We start from the raw sequence: 15653 nt of genomic DNA, 5'->3' as shown, positions 1-15653 counted from the left end.
AGCCACATTGTCAGCAGCTCGTGCTTGAGACATCGCCAACTCCAACTGACTGGGTAAAACCGTGAAAAGTTCTAAATGAGCTTGGGGAATACTTTGTTGCCAAAAGCCCCAAAGAACCTGAGATAATTGTTGTGGTGTAAATTCGGTTGTGGGTCGGACAGTGAAGCGGTCTAGAACCTTTTCTAAAATTAATTCTTCACCACCACGTTGTAAAATCATTCCCAAACTGCTTGCTGGTACGCCTGTGTTTGGAAAATCAGAGGAATTAGCGTTATCGTTCATCATGGGCGATTGTAGTTAGTTGGTATACAGAAGTAATGGGAACTCTATTACAGCAAATTTCAGTCTAAATCAGAGAAACCTCAGTATGTGACTTTGTTTTGTTAACGACAAAAACAGAGTTAAGATACCCGAAGTTTCTATTTCTTGTCTATATAGTTGTCGCACTACTTGACCCCATGAACTCTGCCGTCGTTCCTCCTTTAGTTAGCCTGACTTCCTTATCATTTATAGCGGTTCTCAGCCTGCTATCACCCGTCAATGCTCAAGTACAAAAGTTACCTAGTCTTTATAGTCAAGTCCAAATCATTGACCCCAACGATCCCAACACTCTCCGTCCTACAGCCCAAAATAATAGCGTTTTGAGTATGGCAGGAGGTCAACGGCTGATGGAAGAGGCAGATCAAGCCGTTTCTGCTCAAAACTACTCTTTAGCGGCTCAGAAGCTCCAAGATGCACGTCAAGTTTATAATCAATTATCTAATTTTTATCAAGAATTAAACGCTAGTTTTACAGGAATTGATACGAGAGTTTCCGATTCCCAACGTCAAAAAGCTTTAGAAACCGCCCAAAAGCGTGACGAAGCCACCTATCAGTTAGCATTGCTACACCGAGCGCAAAATCAGCCAGAATTAGCCGTCCCGTTGTTAGTTCAGATTATTAAGAGTCAAAACCCCACACGGGATTTAGGCAGGAAAGCCTATCAGCAGTTATTTGAATTGGGTTTTGTGGATGCACCTTTTCCCAGACAAGGCGGTAGTTCATCCCAAAATAGATAAATGCTGCACATCTGTCTGGAAAGCTCGAATGGTAAGATGGAATTAGTTACCAAAGGTTGGTTTGAGCCAGCTATCTACTAAAATAATGTTCAAAGGCGCGTTTACCGTTAGCCTGTCCAAAACCTGAAATTAGTAAGGGCAGGAAACGGCACACGTTGCACAGAATTATCTGCTAATAATAGAGTTGTGTTTCCTCCCACCGCTTAAAGCCGTGGGTTTCCACATTACGCGCAAGGTTTTTATGATTAATCCGCAGCAGGTTGAGGCAATGATTCAGGCGGAACTGCCAGATGCTCAAATTCAGGTGCAAGACTTGACTGGTGGTGGAGACCACTATCAAGTAACAGTAGTTTCATCACAGTTTGCCGATAAAGGACTGGTTCAACAACACCAATTAGTTTATGGTGCTTTGCGGCAAGCGATGTCAACTGAAGCGATTCATGCCTTGGCTGTAAAAACGTATACTCCCGAAGCTTGGCAAGCAACAGCAGCTTCTTAAAAATCAATAAGTCTCAAGTTCAACTGAAAAATTGACTATTGAAATCTTGGCTATTAGCAACATAGGAAACAAAAAATCCATGACTCCAGAAACTAAAGCAAAAATTGATAATTTGTTACAACAAAACAAAATCATGGTTTTCATGAAGGGAAACAAGCTGATGCCTCAGTGTGGTTTCTCCAACAATGTTGTACAAATTCTTAACACCTTAGCCGTTCCTTTTGAAACAGTTGACGTTCTCGCCGACTCTGATATTAGACAGGGCATTAAAGAATATTCCAACTGGCCGACAATTCCCCAAGTTTATATTGACGGTCAATTCGTTGGTGGTTCAGATATCCTGATTGAACTTTACCAAAAAGGTGAATTGCAGCAATTAGTAGAAGTAGCACTGGCTTCCTAAGATTCAAGTGCTGATTTCTGAGTATCAAAGCAATTGCTATCAGGCTTGTAGAGACAGGATTCATCGTCTCTCTAGAAATTGAAAAATCCCCTCCTCCGAGTTGGCAAAACCAAGAACGGGCAGAGGGGATACTTTTATAAATAAAATATCTGCAAAATTTCACACCACTAAACCCTTGACCTAAGCAAATAATATGCTATGATCATCAGCGTTGGTCGAATGGTTATTGTAAATAAATGACCAAGTAAAAGGCATTAATAGTAATCAAGTTGAGCCTGTGGTTGAGTCATAACAAAATTTGACGCATCGTACAGGTAGCGGCTAGATTCCTCTTCTAAGCGATGAATCAGCATAGGTTCAATAGCGTTGCTTTGTCGCAGTGCGGCTAAATACCCATCCAAATACATCCGCATATCGTCCGTTCGATAACCGCGATTCCATAACTCGACGAAGGCATCAGTAATTCGTTGGTAATAGCGGATGGTTTGTGTGTCTTGGAGCATAACTGCTATATTAATCTCTTTAGAATGAGAATTGTAAATGATTCACGCTGAAATGTGAAGTGTCACTTTCACCTTCTTCGCTTCAACTCAAGGACAAGAAATCTATCGTAGGCTAGATCCTCCTAAAGACACAACGTGATTCTATCCTATTCCATAAAATTTGGAATATGTCGGTTTGGCCAGATATTTTTATGATTCTTTGTGTAAACTGCTCGACTTGCTCAGAAATTAAAAAGTCTGATATCCCTTTGCTGCGTAAACTCCAAAAGATTATTTTTACATTGAGGTTTTGTTTCATTCGGGGTTTAAATGCCTGGAATTTGGAATTTGGAATTTGGGATTGTTTATTGGCAGATATGACCATAAATTTTTACCAAATCTCATGCGTCGGCACAATAAAGCTAAAATATAGCTGAAGTCAAGCTTACCTGTTTAGCACGAGTCTCTTGGTCAGTTTTACCTCTCTGAAGGAGGATGTTTAACCAAAAGACATTTTTATCAGTCTAACAAAAATTTAAGAATAAATTAAAGAATATTACTAATTCAGCTTTGGGCAAGGCATCAGTGAATCCTTCACTGCTTTTGGTATGAGGTAATGTCAAGTTAATAGCAATGGAAGTAACAATGACTACAAAACCTTGGGCATGGGCTTGTTACTTTAAAATTCATCGACGCTATGGGGTTTTGCCGCTGTGGGTTCGGTTTGTATTGAAATCGTTGAGGGAAATCCCCATCTAAGGTCGTTGCTGGGATGGCACTTGCAGCAGTTGGAATACCGTGTGCATCAAGCCGCCAGCATTTATCAAGCAAGGGAAGTGTTTTTGAGCCAACAACCAACACTGGTGATTCTTGATGCCGATTTACCAGATGGTGATGGGATTGAGTTTTGCCGTTGGTTGCATCGTCAACAACAGCCTTTAATTTTGATGTTATCAGCTCGTAATAATGAAGCTGATATTGTCGCAGGTTTGAAGGCGGGGGCTGATGACTATTTAAGTAAACCTTTTGGAATGCAAGAGTTTCTGGCTAGGGTAGAAGCACTAATTCGCCGCAGGCGCACGCCTACTGCACCAGCTTATTTGGATTATGGCAGTTTGCAAATTGATTTAGTACAGCGCCGAGTTCGATTCCAGGGAGAATTCATTGATTTAACGCCGCAAGAGTTCAGTTTACTTTATGTTTTAGCACAAGCGGGAGGAGTACCTCTAAGTCGGTCGGAATTACTGCGTCGTGCTTGGCCTGACGCAATTGATAATCCTCGCACCATTGATACCCATGTTTTATCGTTACGAAAAAAAGTTGAACTTGATCCCCGTCAACCTAGTTTGATTCAAACTATCCGAAATGTGGGATATAGATTTAACATGGAAAGTTTGAAACCCAATGTTCCACAGTCACCAGCCAAGTTAACTAAAGAAAGAATCAGTCATCAACGTTCTACAGTTGGCACTCAAAGGAGTTAAAAGAGGCAGAATGAATTAACATTCAAAATGCAAAGTTTCCTAGATGGATTTTTTGTTTGAATCTTAATTGTTAATTTGACTAAATCCATTCTTCTGCGGCTTGGGTTTGGGCTTTTATTAAGCGTTCTCGTAAGTTAACCCAATTGATTTGAGGGGCTGCTTGATCTGTGAATAACTGACCTTGTTGTAAATATAATAACCGGGTGCAGAATACCTGGGCTAAGTCAAGCTGGTTATTTACCATCAAAGTTGTGATTTGATGGGTTTGAGTTAGCTGAGTTAAAACTTGCATGACATTAGCAGATGTTCCAGCATCTAAGGCAGATGTTGGCTCATCTAATAATAAAACTTTTGGTTGGATAACTAAAGCACGAGCGATCGCTACTAATTGTCGCTGTCCCGCAGAAAGTTGTAATTCTGTTCTTCCTAACCATTCATGAGGAATGTGCAGTTGTTCTATCCAATGAGAAATTCTTTGTTGAATTGTCTGTTGAGGTACATCACGCAAAACTAAAGGATAAGCTAAAGCCTGCTGGACTGTCATCCCTAGCAGTTTGGATTCTTGTAATACCAGGGTCATTTCCCGACGTAGCTGTATAGTCGGGATTTGGCTATACTCTTGATTCTCTAGATAAATTTTGCCTCTGGTGGGTTCAGTGAGGCGGTTAATTAGGCGCAGTAATGAGGTTTTACCAGCACCGGAGGGTCCGACTATGACAATGCGATCGCCTGGAAATACCTCGAAGGAGATATCCTGTAATATTGGGTATCCCTGAAGTTGAGGTTTCAGTTTGGCGGATAAGTTAATTTGTTCTAGTCTTAGTTGGGCTGTTATTGTGTGATTCTCCAAGGGAACGAACCGCATTGGCGTTAGCCTCTCCCTTTGGGAGAAGGACGCAAAGTACACAAAGGAAAGAAGGAAGAAGGAAGAAGAAAGAAAGAAAGAAAGAAAGAAAGAAAGAAAGAAAGAAATGGTCTATTTGGTTCATTTATATCTGAGACATCCCTAATGCTGTGGTGATAGTCCAAGCATCTATTAATAACAGCAGCAGGGTGAATCCTAACAAAATTAAGTACATCCACGGTTGTGCTAATGGGCGTACATCTGTTGTATTTATGCCTGTTTTTGTTTCGACTATTTTCACTAAGCGGGAAAATCCGGCTACACGCATTGGTAATAAATACGCTTTGCCATCCTGACTGAGAAAATAATAAACTAGTCCACCTTGACCAGTGGAACGCGGTTTTAGTTCTTTGACATCTAACCAAGGTAATGTCCATCCTTTCCGAAAAAAGCGGGGAACCCAGGTGGGGTATGTAACTTGAATGCTTTGGTCATCGACTATGACTCGCTCGGTTAAGACTGCATATAAGCCGACAAAGCCTATACTAATTCCTATCCACAAGAATTTCGGCGGTACTAGTGCGTCTGTTGCTTGGGCTAAAAATGGTAACGGGACTGTGAGTGCTATATATAGACTCAGTAGTGTGATCCGAATTAACGGAGACAGACGAAAAACCGATTTGGGAATGTTGGTTGATGTTGCTGTCACGGTTGATGTATGGGTTTTTGTTGGTTTACGGAAAACAAACCACAGAGGCGCTGAGGACACAGAGAAATGAAGAATAGAGGGCTTTTATGGCGCTTTTTTGTGGAAGCGCTTTATGCAAAGCTGGAGTCGAGATTTGGGGGGATATCTTGAATGCGTCCGGGTCCGATGGCGCGGAGTGCTTCTCTGAGGGAAATATCGCCAGTATATAAGGCTTTTCCGACTATTACGCCTTTTACGCCTTGCATTTCTAAGCCTAATAGACTCAATAAATCGGTGATAGAACTGACTCCCCCGGAGGCAATAATGGGAATGGATATTGCACTTGCAAGTTCTCTTAAGGCTTCTAGGTTGGGGCCGATGAGTGTACCGTCACGGTGAATATCTGTGTAAATGATGGCTGCTGCACCTAATTCTTGCATTTGTACGGCTAGTTGGGTGGCTAAAACTTCGGAGGTTTCTAACCAACCACGAGTTGCAACTAGTCCGTTACGCGCATCTATCCCTATGATAATCTTTTGGGGAAATTCTTGACAGAGTTCTTGGACTAATTGGGGTTGTTCTACGGCTACAGTCCCCAGAATTGCCCACTGTACTCCTAAATTAAATACTTGTTGTACGCTGGTGCGATCGCGCAATCCTCCACCAATTTCAATGGGTATGGATATGGCTTGAGCGATCGCCTCAATTGCTTTTAAATTTACTACTTTACCTGCTTTTGCACCATCTAGATCAACTAAATGCAATCTGGTCGCACCTTGATCAACCCACTGTTTGGCAATATCTACTGGGTTTTCACTAAAAACTTGCGATCGCTCGTAGTCTCCTTGGTAAAGTCTGACACAGCGACCTTCTAATAAATCAATTGCTGGAATTACGTCCATTTATTTATTCCCAATACTACAAAATCTCAAAAAAGTCAAATAAAATAATTAAACATCTAAATTTATCAGCGTACCCTTCGGGAAGCAAGCTATATCGGCGTTTAATTTTTCATTTTTAATTCTCTAATGGCTTGGGCGAAACCCACCACCAGCAGAATGTTAGCCAGGGTTAAAAATACTTCTGCGCCCCCGTGTAACCAATCTACGTCAGCCAAGGAAACACCATAATTTAATTGCGCGTAAATTGCCGCCGGGATAGTAATAGCAACAAATACCAGCGTGCCGTAAAATCCATATAGGGCTAAACGTGGCATTTGGGGACTGCGGCTAATAAACCACAAGAAACCCAAGTAGGGAAATAAGGAAAGGGCAAACAGGGTTTCTTTAGAGATCATGATTTTGATTCCATCGGTTGAGCTATAACTGTTTTGGTTGTACTATCCTTTGGTTTTGTAGAACGCCAAATCAATACCGCAGCCCCCCAAAGTGTAAAATTACCAATTAATGTCATTGCAGCTTGCAGCGTTACCAACCATTCTAAAGATGACGGATTGTCGAAATAATGCCAAGTACAGGCACACATCGCACTAACTAAAGCTGGTAACATGGCTAGAGATAATCCCCACCATGTGCGATTACCAGTGAGTTCGCCGTAAGTCCAGATTAACCAAATGGCTACCATCCACTCAATAACGCTAGAAACGTGAATAATCCAGGTGGGAATAGAAAGAGCGTGCATAAGTAATTTAAAATTCAAAATTCAAAATGGCAAAGATGCGGGCGTTATTGTCTGGGTATTACGGTAAAGGTAATGGTGGTGACGAGGCTTTATTGGCGACGCTTTTGCAAATGTTACCACCTGATGTTACACCTGTGGTGCTTTCTGGCAATCCAGAACAAACGCGCGATCGCTATGGTGTGGAATCTCACAACCGCATGAAGATTTTACCTGTACTCCAAGCTCTGCGTTCTTGCGATGCCTTCATTTGGGGCGGAGGAAGTTTAATTCAAGATGTCACCAGTACCATTAGTCCATTTTATTATGGGGGGCTGATGATATTGGCTCAGAAAATGGGTTTGAAAACTGTAGCTTGGGCGCAAGGTATCGGCCCCTTAGTTCGTCCCCAAACTCGCCTATTGGCACAACACTCCTTCGGATATTGTAGCAGAGTTAGTGTGCGCGATCGCTCCAGCGCGGCTTTATTAAATGATTGGAAAATTCCTTGTTTAGTTGCGCCTGACCCAGTTTGGGCGTTAAAAAGTCAGCCAGTACCAGGACTTTGGGATTTACCTGCGCCGAGAGTTGCCGTTACTTTAAGAAATCATCCCCAACTGACTGAAAAACGTTTGGCAAACTTGACTCGCGCCTTAGTAGACTTTCAGAAAGCCACCCAAGCCTTTATTTTGCTGTTGCCATTTCAGAAAAGTGAAGATTTAGCGATCGCCGAAGCGATTCAACCGCAATTAAAAGATGTCAGCAAAATTTTGCTTTTAGAAGACCCGCAATTATTAAAAGGTGTTTATAAAGGTGTAGAAATGGCAATTGGGATGCGTCTGCACAGCTTAATTATGGCTGCGGCTGAAGGTTGTCGCTGTTTCGCCCTCAGTTATGACCCCAAAGTAAATCGGCTCATGGAAGATTTACAAATGCCAGGATGGGATTTAGCCAGTTTACCAGATGACCCTAATCTAATTAGTAAAACTTGGATAGAACATTATGCCAATGGTGATCCGCTATCATCTGACCAAATTCAGTCTTTAGTAGATCGCGCTTTAATGCACAAAGATATTTTAGACATGGATTTGTTGGGCTACGCCCCGCTACGCTAATTTGAACCCACGTAGGCGGGTTTTGTCTGTGTAGCCGTGACTTCTAGTCGCCGGATTCCTGGAAATTGGAAAGCCCGCTAATCTTTGATTTAAAGACTAGCAGGCAGGGTCTTTTGTCTATCGGAGCGGCGGGATTCGAACCCACGACCTCCACTACCCCAAAGTGGCGCGCTACCAAGCTGCGCTACGCCCCGGTCAGAATTATCATTCTATTGCAAATCTTTAAAATAAGCAAGGGGTTTGTTTAAAAAACTTTCAGCATCCCAGCTGCTTGCAGTAACTCTGGTACTGCGGAACTGTCCCATTTACCTTCTACGCCTCTTCCTGTATTTAGGATTAAGCGCAAACTGTAGGCTTGGGGATGGCCTTCGACTTCTAGCCATAATAAGTCACTTTCGGCTTCACAGGCAATTTTTTCTTCTGCCATTAGTTCATCTGCGAGTTGTTTCATGGTGTCTGCTAACTGTGCAAGTAGTCGGCAAAAATCGTTTAATTCGGCTTCTGTTAGTTCTATTGCCCAATCTTCTGTTCCTATTAATCCTTTGAATTCTGGTGCGTTGGGGTTCCAGCCTATTCGCCAACCTAGCCCGCTTTTTATAAGTTGTTCCATGAGTCGGGTTTTGAAACGCAAAGGGGCGCAAAGAGCTTTTTATTTGAGAAGTTCAGCGCTACCTCTTTGGGGTAACTGGGGTGTGCTGGGTGTGGGTGTTGTTTCTCGCCTGGGTGTTTGGGTGTTCTGAGGTTTGGGCGTGAAGATATCGACTAAAACTTGCACTAGGGTGTTTCTCTGCTGGCGGTTGAGGCTGGCTATAATGGCGCGATCGCCTTCTAGTGGATTTTGCTGTAATGTATCATTACCAGGATAGGAATGATAATACATAATTTCATTCGCATCTAGGTAATCAGCCAGGGTTAGCTTCCAATCTAGGCGATAGTTGGGGGCGCGTCCTTTTCTATAAATGTGATAAGTGATTAGGCGACTAGCTAAAGTGTTATTTTCGGCAATTTGCCCAGTATTTTTACTAGTATACTGGTTTTCTTTTGGTAGGTCTGGTATTTGCTGATATACTTGCTGCCAAACCTCTCCAGGGCTAATTCTTTGAGCAAATGCCGCTTGAATGCTCAATAAGTTTGTTGGTGTTAATTTACTAGCCCCTGAACTAAACACCACCACACCCACCACTATCAAAGCAGTGAGTGTTTGCCAAGGTTTAAGTAGGGGTTGAATGAACGATAAATTTTTGCTCATCCTCGCTTTCGCAAAAGTCTAATTATATAGCGTAGTTATATCTATTAGTACATCAGCACTAAACACTCATTACTCATTACTCAGCACTCAGCACTCAGCACTCATTGCTGCGCTTATAGTTCGCCAATGATTTCTGGTTGAGTCAGTTCATCGGACATTTCAATAATTGCCCTCAGCACTGGTTTCATCATCACATCTTCTGATGGATTATCAAAGTCTTCATAACGCCGACGCTTGGCACGGTTTGCCACCTGAACTGTAATGCGGTAGCGATTTGAAGCTGCACTAATCAAATCCTCAGCCCGGTACATGATTTGAGATTGAGTCGTCTCGAACTTAGAACGCTTTAGCATAGTCAGTGGTTCATGATATCACCCCCCATCTTAGCAGGACTGAGAGTTTATTGCTTTGTATTTTTGTCTCTGTTGATAGAGGTTGGCAGTTTTGATTGATTTTATAAGTGTGTTGTGTAGGGAAATTAATTAATCAACCCAAATTTATGGCGGATATTGTCGAAACGGCTATTAATGCCGGAAAATTCAAAACTCTAGTCCAGGCGGCTACTACCGCACAAATTATCGAAATTCTCAAAAGTCCAGGTTCTGTCACACTCTTTGCACCCACTGATGATGCTTTTGCTGAATTACCAAAGGATATTTTCGATTCACTACTGCAAGACATCCCCAAGCTGAAAAAGATATTAATGTATCATGTCGCTTTTGGGGATGTCAGGTTTGAAGATTTGCAGCAGATTGAAGAAGCAACAACTCTGGAAGGATCAGTGGTGGCGATTGATTCTGATCAAGGTGTGATTAAGGTGAATGATGCTCATGTCCTCGTCACGGATATAATTGCCGACAATGGCGTAATTCATGCAATTGATCAGGTATTAATGCCAGCAATGGTTGCTGGAGGATAGAGGCCTACCCCAAAATACAGCCAGATCGTGGGGGAAGAGTTAAGGAAAGCTGTTCACCATCCCACTCAAATTCCGCCTTACCATATAAAAGCTTCTGGGGTTGAGTATGCAAACTTATCGCATTTATATTTGCTGTTGTTGTGGCTGTACCAGCGTTAACGGCAATAATTAATGCTTCTGTCTCCAAGGTTCGGGTAAAAATATACAATGCTCCTTGGGCGAACAGAGTTTTGTAATCGCCTGCACGCAAAGCCGGGTATTTGCGCCGAAGTGCAATTAATTGGCGGTGAATGTTGAGGATCTGTTGATTCCAATTAGCTTCTGTGGGAAAGCCACGCCGGGAGTCTGGATCTATCGCCCCCGGTAAACCCACTTCGTCACCATAATAGATACTAGGCGCACCAGGAAAGGTGAGTAACAGTAAAGTTGCTAATTCTACACTAGCTTGATCGCCGTCAGCAATGGTAATTAATCTGGCTGTATCGTGGCTTGCTAGTAAATTTAGTTGCGTTAGTTGAATTTCCCAAGGGTAAAGTTCCAGTAATTCCTGTATTTTGATAGCGTACTCGGTCGCAAATAACGGTGGGTAGGGTTGATAATCACGGGTTTGCACTTGTTCTAAAACTACGCGATCGCCTGCGGTAAAGGCAATGGTTAGCCCGGCAAATAAATAATTCATCACGCCATCAAATTGGGTACCATCCAGCCATTCCCGTGAATCTCCCCAAACTTCCCCCACTATATAAGCTTCGGGGTTAATGGCTTTGATGCGATCGCGGAATTCTTGCCAAAACCCAGGTGTTTTGACTTCAAATGGTACATCTAATCGCCAACCATCAATGCCAAATTTCATCCAATATTCGCCAATTTCCATGATGTATTCCCGCACTTCCGGATTGTCATGGTTAAATACTGGTAAAGCCCGATTTCCTGCCCAACCTTCGTAGTTAGCAGGTAACTCCCCGGTGTAAGGCGCAAGCGGCCAACCTGTAATTTTGAACCAGTCTACCCAAGGGGAACGAGGCCCATTTTCTAAAACATCGTGAAAAAAGAACAAGCCTCGACTCGCGTGGTTAAACACCCCATCCAGCACGACTTTGATATTCCGTTCATGGGCTGCGTCGAGGAATTCCTTAAAAGCTTCATTCCCTCCCAACAACGGATCAACCTGATAATAATCGTGGGTGTGATAACGGTGATTACTCGCCGATTGAAAAATGGGAGTAAAATAAATCGCGTTAATCCCTAAACCTTGAATATAGTCTAATTGCTCAATAATTCCCCATAAATCCCCACCTTTGTAACCCTGGAGTGTGGGCATAGCGTCCCAATCTTCCCAACGGGCATCATGTAACAGCCTTTTGTGAGGCTGTTTGCTTTTGGCAAAGCGATCTGGAAAGATTTGGTAGAAAATAGCGTGTTTAACCCAGTCTGGTGTTTGAATTTGCATGAAATTTTTAGCCCTTTATCAGTGATTGTGGCAAATATTCGCGTATTTACATCCCTCACTGATGATAGAAAATTTTTCCGTTCTCCTGATTTTCTTTAGTACAAGTCGGTGTAAATAAAACTACTGGCGTGAAACAGCTACAAGCATAAATATTGTGGGGTGGGCTACTGGTCCCCCCAAAACAGGCATCTTGCCTGTTCCACAAGAGAAACATAATGCATCATTTTAAGCTTGCCACGCCACTACTACCATTCAAAATCAATGAACAGCCTACAGAATAAGATTTTTGACCTGTGTGACAGTATGCGCTATGCCCAGGTCAAAAAAACAACTATGTATAAAGATAGGTAATCAAAATTCAAAAATTTGATATTTTGGTTTTGGGCTGGCTAGAAAATTGCTTCTAAGTGCAGTGTCGATTAAATGCCTCTAAAAATACTTGTAGCTATTTTGACAGAGAAAATTATTAGCACCTTTGGTCTAAAGACTTTGTGAGTATGTACTAAACGATAACAGGATCGCCGATACTAATGGTAAATCAGTCAAATTTGCTACTTTAATCGCAGGGAATCGGCCATTAATCACACCATTTTGTAAATTTGGCTAATTATTAATCTGTGATCCCCCCTTACCAGTAGTCTCAGACAGTCCTAAACTGAAGGTGAGAGTTGAAAGGCAGTTGGGAGAAATTTTGTGAAAAAAGTATTAGCAATTATTCTCGGTGGTGGTGCGGGTACTCGTTTGTATCCGCTAACGAAAATGCGAGCTAAACCAGCCGTACCAGTGGCAGGTAAGTACCGTTTAATAGATATTCCTGTCAGTAATTGTATCAATTCAGAGATATTCAAAATCTATGTCCTGACACAATTTAACTCAGCATCCCTAAATCGCCATATAGCCCGTACTTACAATTTTACTGGCTTTAACGAGGGGTTTGTGGAAGTGTTAGCTGCACAGCAAACACCAGAAAACCCCAATTGGTTCCAAGGTACAGCTGATGCTGTGCGTCAGTATCTATGGCTATTGGACGAATGGGACGCGGATGAGTATTTGATTCTCTCTGGAGATCACCTATACCGGATGGATTACCGCCAGTTTATCCAGCGTCATCGGGAAACAGGGGCTGATATTACGCTTTCGGTTATTCCCATAGATAAAAGTCGGGCTTCGGACTTTGGTTTAATGAAAATAGACCAGTCAGGTAGGGTGATTGACTTTAGCGAAAAGCCCAAAGGTGAGGAATTAGACCGGATGCAGGTTGATACTAGCGTCCTGGGATTATCGCCAGAACAAGCAAAATTACAGCCTTACATTGCCTCAATGGGGATTTATGTCTTTAAAAAAGATGTTTTAATTAAGTTGTTGAAAGAATCTTTAGAAAGTACCGATTTCGGTAAAGAAATTATTCCTGATGCTGGCAAAACTCACAATGTCCAAGCTTACTTATTTGATGATTACTGGGAAGACATTGGGACAATCGAAGCTTTTTATCACGCCAATTTAGCATTAACTAAACAACCTTTACCACCTTTTAGCTTTTACGATGAAGAAGCACCAATTTATACTCGTGCGCGGTACTTACCACCAAGTAAACTTTTAAATTGCCATGTTACAGAATCCATTGTCGGCGAAGGTTGTATTTTGAAAGATTGCCGGATTCAGCATTCAGTGTTGGGAGTGCGATCGCGCGTTGAATCTGGCTGTGTGATCGAAGAATCTCTATTGATGGGGGCAGATTTTTATCAACCTTTTGTGGAGCGTCAATGTAACTTAGAAAAAGGCGACATTCCCGTAGGTATTGGTACGGATACAATTATTCGCCGTGCGATCATCGATAAGAATGCCCGCATCGGTCATGATGTGAAAATTATCAATAAAGATAACGTGCAAGAAGCAGAGCGAGAAAACCAAGGCTTCTACATCCGCAGTGGCATTGTTGTAGTGCTGAAAAATGCCGTAATTCCTGACGGAACTATCATTTAGTCATTGGTCATTGGCCATTGATCATTGGTTAATAATAGTTAAAAACTGATAAATGGCAGATGACTAAACTTCAGTTACTCATTGGTCTTCCTGGTAGCGGTAAGTCAACTTTGGCGAAACAATTAGTCTCAGAATGCCCCCAGATGCTACTGATTTCTACGGATGCCATTCGGGGGCAACTTTTTGGTTCTGAAGCAACTCAGGGTCCGTGGTTGCTGATTTGGCGAGAAATAGAACGACAATTTCAACAAGCAGTGACCGCAGACCAAGCAACAATTTTTGATGCTACTAATACCCAAAGAAGCCAGCGCCGTGAAATTATAGCCTTAGCTCGTGAGGTCGGTTTTACAGACATTACAGGGTTATGGGTGAGAACACCTGTCTGGCTATGTTTAGCCCGCAATCAAAAGCGTCAGCGCCAAGTTCCTCAAGAAATCATCTTGCGAATGTATCGTCAACTCCGGGATGCTCCCCCTAGTTTAGAAGAAGGAATAAACCACTTGATTTGTTTTCCCGAAAAGAGGGAGTACGGAAATTGCGCTGGTGCAGTGAGCAGGAACCACACTTGAATAGCGGCAATGTCTGTTAATTTAAAATCAGAGTTTTTTATGCTTGGGATTTCACCCAGCAAAAACCAAGCTCACATTTTACGAAAAAAACATAACAGAAATTTTTATAGGAGGCTGGTAGATGGCTGCAACCGACTTCAAAGACTATTATGCAATTTTGGGAATCAGTAAAACTGCCAGTCCAGAAGAAATTAAACAAGCTTTTCGGAAATTAGCTCGCAAGTATCACCCTGATGTCAACCCAAATAATAAGCAAGCAGAGGCTACCTTCAAAGAGGTGAATGAAGCTTACGAAGTTTTGTCAGATGTTGATAAGCGCAAGAAGTACGATCAATTTGGTCAATATTGGAAACAAGCTGGCGAAGGTTTCCCATCCGGCGGCGCTGGTGTGGATATGGGTGGTTTTGACTTCAGTCAATACGGCAGTTTTGATGAATTTGTCAACGAGTTATTAGGGCGGTTTGGTGGCCCTAGCCCTCGTGGTGCTGGTGGACGACAAAGCTATTCTTATCGGACTTCCACCGGTAGACCAAGTGGTTATGGTGGCTTTAATGATTTTGGTGGTTTTCAAGATGTCGGTACGGGTGCTGCACAAGACACAGAAGCTGCGATCGCTTTAACTCTGACAGAAGCTTTTGCTGGTGTTAAAAAGCGCTTTAGTTTAGGTAACGAAACCATTGAAGTTAGCATCCCATCTGGGGCTAAAACTGGTACTCGTCTCCGAGTGCGCGGTAAAGGTCAATTTAACCCCATGACTCAACAACGGGGTGATTTATATTTAAAAGTTGAACTTCAGCCACATTCATTTTTTCAATTTGAAGGTGATAACCTCGTCTGTGAAGTTCCCATCACGCCAGATGAAGCCACCTTGGGAGCCTCAATTGATGTCCCCACACCCGATGGCTCTGTGAATGTCAAGTTACCTGCGGGAGTCCGTTCTGGTCAATCTTTACGGTTGCGGGGTAAGGGTTGGCCTTTAACCAAGGGTGGACGTAGCGATCAGTTTGTCAAGGTAGCGATTGTCCCACCCAAAGACCTCAGCCCACAAGAGCGGGAATATTATGAAAAAATTCGAGCTATACGTACCTATAATCCCCGCAGTCATTTACAGCAGTTCAAGTTTTAACTAGGTAGAGACGTTCCGCCCAAACGTCTCCCTAGAAAAGTGCTGAGTGCCTTTCTGAGTGCTGAGTGCTGAGTATTGAGTATGAACTTAGTTGCTTCAAGAACCTTAAGCAATCAACGCTATCGTAATTACCTTAGCCAATAAATTACGAACTACGAACTACGTTC

General features: G+C 42.5%; 19 protein-coding genes, 1 tRNA gene and 1 pseudogene. 9 read left to right on the top strand and 12 right to left on the bottom strand.

Features of this window, described 5'->3' with window-relative positions; genetic code table 11:
* Positions 1 to 282 (bottom strand): annotated as a pseudogene (locus VB654_RS04380) (peptidase S8); the annotation flags it as partial.
* 176 nt (positions 283 to 458) lie between these two features.
* On the opposite strand from VB654_RS04380, the gene VB654_RS04375 reads away from it, so the two are divergent.
* The 3 genes from VB654_RS04375 to grxD all read left to right on the top strand — a co-directional run bounded on the left by VB654_RS04375 (position 459) and on the right by grxD (position 1960).
* On the top strand, positions 459 to 1058 hold the full coding sequence (locus VB654_RS04375; RefSeq protein ID WP_323212255.1) for a hypothetical protein: 600 nt from the start codon (positions 459 to 461) through the stop codon (positions 1056 to 1058).
* A 241-nt stretch (positions 1059 to 1299) separates the two neighbouring features.
* The gene (locus VB654_RS04370; protein WP_323212254.1) at positions 1300 to 1557 is read left to right on the top strand and encodes a BolA family transcriptional regulator; all 258 of its coding nucleotides are present in this window, start codon (positions 1300 to 1302) and stop codon (positions 1555 to 1557) included.
* A gap of 79 nt (positions 1558 to 1636) precedes the next feature.
* Positions 1637 to 1960, top strand: coding sequence for a Grx4 family monothiol glutaredoxin (gene grxD, locus VB654_RS04365; RefSeq protein ID WP_323212253.1), 324 nt, complete (start codon positions 1637 to 1639; stop codon positions 1958 to 1960).
* Positions 1961 to 2214: 254 nt separating this feature from the next.
* Here the strand turns inward: grxD and VB654_RS04360 are convergent, their stop codons facing one another.
* A complete protein-coding gene (locus VB654_RS04360; protein ID WP_323212252.1) occupies positions 2215 to 2463 on the bottom strand; it encodes a DUF6761 family protein in 249 nt (82 codons plus the stop codon).
* Between the two features lie 692 nt (positions 2464 to 3155).
* On the opposite strand from VB654_RS04360, the gene VB654_RS04355 reads away from it, so the two are divergent.
* The gene (locus VB654_RS04355) at positions 3156 to 3926 is read left to right on the top strand and encodes a response regulator transcription factor (protein ID WP_323212251.1); all 771 of its coding nucleotides are present in this window, start codon (positions 3156 to 3158) and stop codon (positions 3924 to 3926) included.
* Positions 3927 to 4005: 79 nt separating this feature from the next.
* On the opposite strand, the gene VB654_RS04350 is transcribed toward VB654_RS04355, so the two are convergent.
* From VB654_RS04350 to VB654_RS04330, 5 genes are all read right to left on the bottom strand, one after another.
* Positions 4006 to 4791, bottom strand: coding sequence for an ABC transporter ATP-binding protein (locus tag VB654_RS04350; protein WP_323212250.1), 786 nt, complete (start codon positions 4789 to 4791; stop codon positions 4006 to 4008).
* A gap of 124 nt (positions 4792 to 4915) precedes the next feature.
* On the bottom strand, positions 4916 to 5479 hold the full coding sequence (locus VB654_RS04345) for a hypothetical protein (RefSeq protein WP_323212249.1): 564 nt from the start codon (positions 5477 to 5479) through the stop codon (positions 4916 to 4918).
* A 110-nt stretch (positions 5480 to 5589) separates the two neighbouring features.
* Positions 5590 to 6360 (bottom strand): 1-(5-phosphoribosyl)-5-[(5-phosphoribosylamino)methylideneamino]imidazole-4-carboxamide isomerase, encoded by a 771-nt coding sequence (gene hisA, locus VB654_RS04340; protein ID WP_323212248.1) that lies wholly within the window; start codon positions 6358 to 6360, stop codon positions 5590 to 5592.
* Between the two features lie 101 nt (positions 6361 to 6461).
* Positions 6462 to 6755 (bottom strand): DUF3593 domain-containing protein, encoded by a 294-nt coding sequence (locus VB654_RS04335; RefSeq protein ID WP_323212247.1) that lies wholly within the window; start codon positions 6753 to 6755, stop codon positions 6462 to 6464.
* A complete protein-coding gene (locus tag VB654_RS04330; protein WP_323212246.1) occupies positions 6752 to 7099 on the bottom strand; it encodes a DUF2499 domain-containing protein in 348 nt (115 codons plus the stop codon). The genes VB654_RS04335 and VB654_RS04330 overlap by 4 nt, the downstream gene beginning before the upstream one ends.
* A 35-nt stretch (positions 7100 to 7134) precedes the next feature.
* Between VB654_RS04330 and csaB the strand changes: the two genes are divergently transcribed.
* Complete coding sequence (csaB, locus tag VB654_RS04325) at positions 7135 to 8190, top strand: polysaccharide pyruvyl transferase CsaB (RefSeq protein WP_323212283.1); 1056 nt, start codon at positions 7135 to 7137, stop codon at positions 8188 to 8190.
* A gap of 120 nt (positions 8191 to 8310) precedes the next feature.
* Here the strand turns inward: csaB and VB654_RS04320 are convergent.
* The 4 genes from VB654_RS04320 to VB654_RS04305 all read right to left on the bottom strand — a co-directional run bounded on the left by VB654_RS04320 (position 8311) and on the right by VB654_RS04305 (position 9792).
* Positions 8311 to 8384 (bottom strand) — tRNA-Pro (locus tag VB654_RS04320).
* A 50-nt stretch (positions 8385 to 8434) separates the two neighbouring features.
* Complete coding sequence (locus tag VB654_RS04315; RefSeq protein WP_323212245.1) at positions 8435 to 8800, bottom strand: DUF1818 family protein; 366 nt, start codon at positions 8798 to 8800, stop codon at positions 8435 to 8437.
* Positions 8801 to 8839: 39 nt separating this feature from the next.
* Positions 8840 to 9439 (bottom strand): hypothetical protein, encoded by a 600-nt coding sequence (locus VB654_RS04310; RefSeq protein ID WP_323212244.1) that lies wholly within the window; start codon positions 9437 to 9439, stop codon positions 8840 to 8842.
* 113 nt (positions 9440 to 9552) lie between these two features.
* A complete protein-coding gene (locus tag VB654_RS04305) occupies positions 9553 to 9792 on the bottom strand; it encodes a DNA-directed RNA polymerase subunit omega (protein ID WP_239726733.1) in 240 nt (79 codons plus the stop codon).
* A gap of 146 nt (positions 9793 to 9938) precedes the next feature.
* Here VB654_RS04305 and VB654_RS04300 point away from each other — a divergent pair, with 146 nt between their 5' ends.
* Positions 9939 to 10358, top strand: a complete 420-nt coding sequence (locus VB654_RS04300; RefSeq protein ID WP_323212243.1) for a fasciclin domain-containing protein — start codon at positions 9939 to 9941, stop codon at positions 10356 to 10358.
* A gap of 4 nt (positions 10359 to 10362) precedes the next feature.
* On the opposite strand, the gene VB654_RS04295 is transcribed toward VB654_RS04300, so the two are convergent.
* Positions 10363 to 11808: a glycoside hydrolase family 13 protein gene (locus tag VB654_RS04295; RefSeq protein ID WP_323212242.1), complete on the bottom strand. Its 1446-nt coding sequence runs from the start codon at positions 11806 to 11808 to the stop codon at positions 10363 to 10365.
* Positions 11809 to 12501: 693 nt separating this feature from the next.
* On the opposite strand from VB654_RS04295, the gene VB654_RS04290 reads away from it, so the two are divergent.
* The 3 genes from VB654_RS04290 (at position 12502) to VB654_RS04280 (ending at position 15486) form a co-directional block, all read left to right on the top strand.
* Complete coding sequence (locus tag VB654_RS04290; protein ID WP_323212240.1) at positions 12502 to 13791, top strand: glucose-1-phosphate adenylyltransferase; 1290 nt, start codon at positions 12502 to 12504, stop codon at positions 13789 to 13791.
* A 59-nt stretch (positions 13792 to 13850) separates the two neighbouring features.
* Positions 13851 to 14360, top strand: coding sequence for an AAA family ATPase (locus VB654_RS04285; RefSeq protein ID WP_323212239.1), 510 nt, complete (start codon positions 13851 to 13853; stop codon positions 14358 to 14360).
* A 121-nt stretch (positions 14361 to 14481) separates the two neighbouring features.
* Positions 14482 to 15486, top strand: a complete 1005-nt coding sequence (locus VB654_RS04280) for a DnaJ C-terminal domain-containing protein (RefSeq protein WP_323212237.1) — start codon at positions 14482 to 14484, stop codon at positions 15484 to 15486.
* The last annotated feature ends 167 nt before the right edge of the window (positions 15487 to 15653 follow it).

Origin of the sequence: Nodularia sp. UHCC 0506 (assembly GCF_034931045.1) — a bacterium.
Lineage (GTDB): Bacteria > Cyanobacteriota > Cyanobacteriia > Cyanobacteriales > Nostocaceae > Nodularia.
This window is presented reverse-complemented; position numbering and strand designations above follow the sequence as displayed.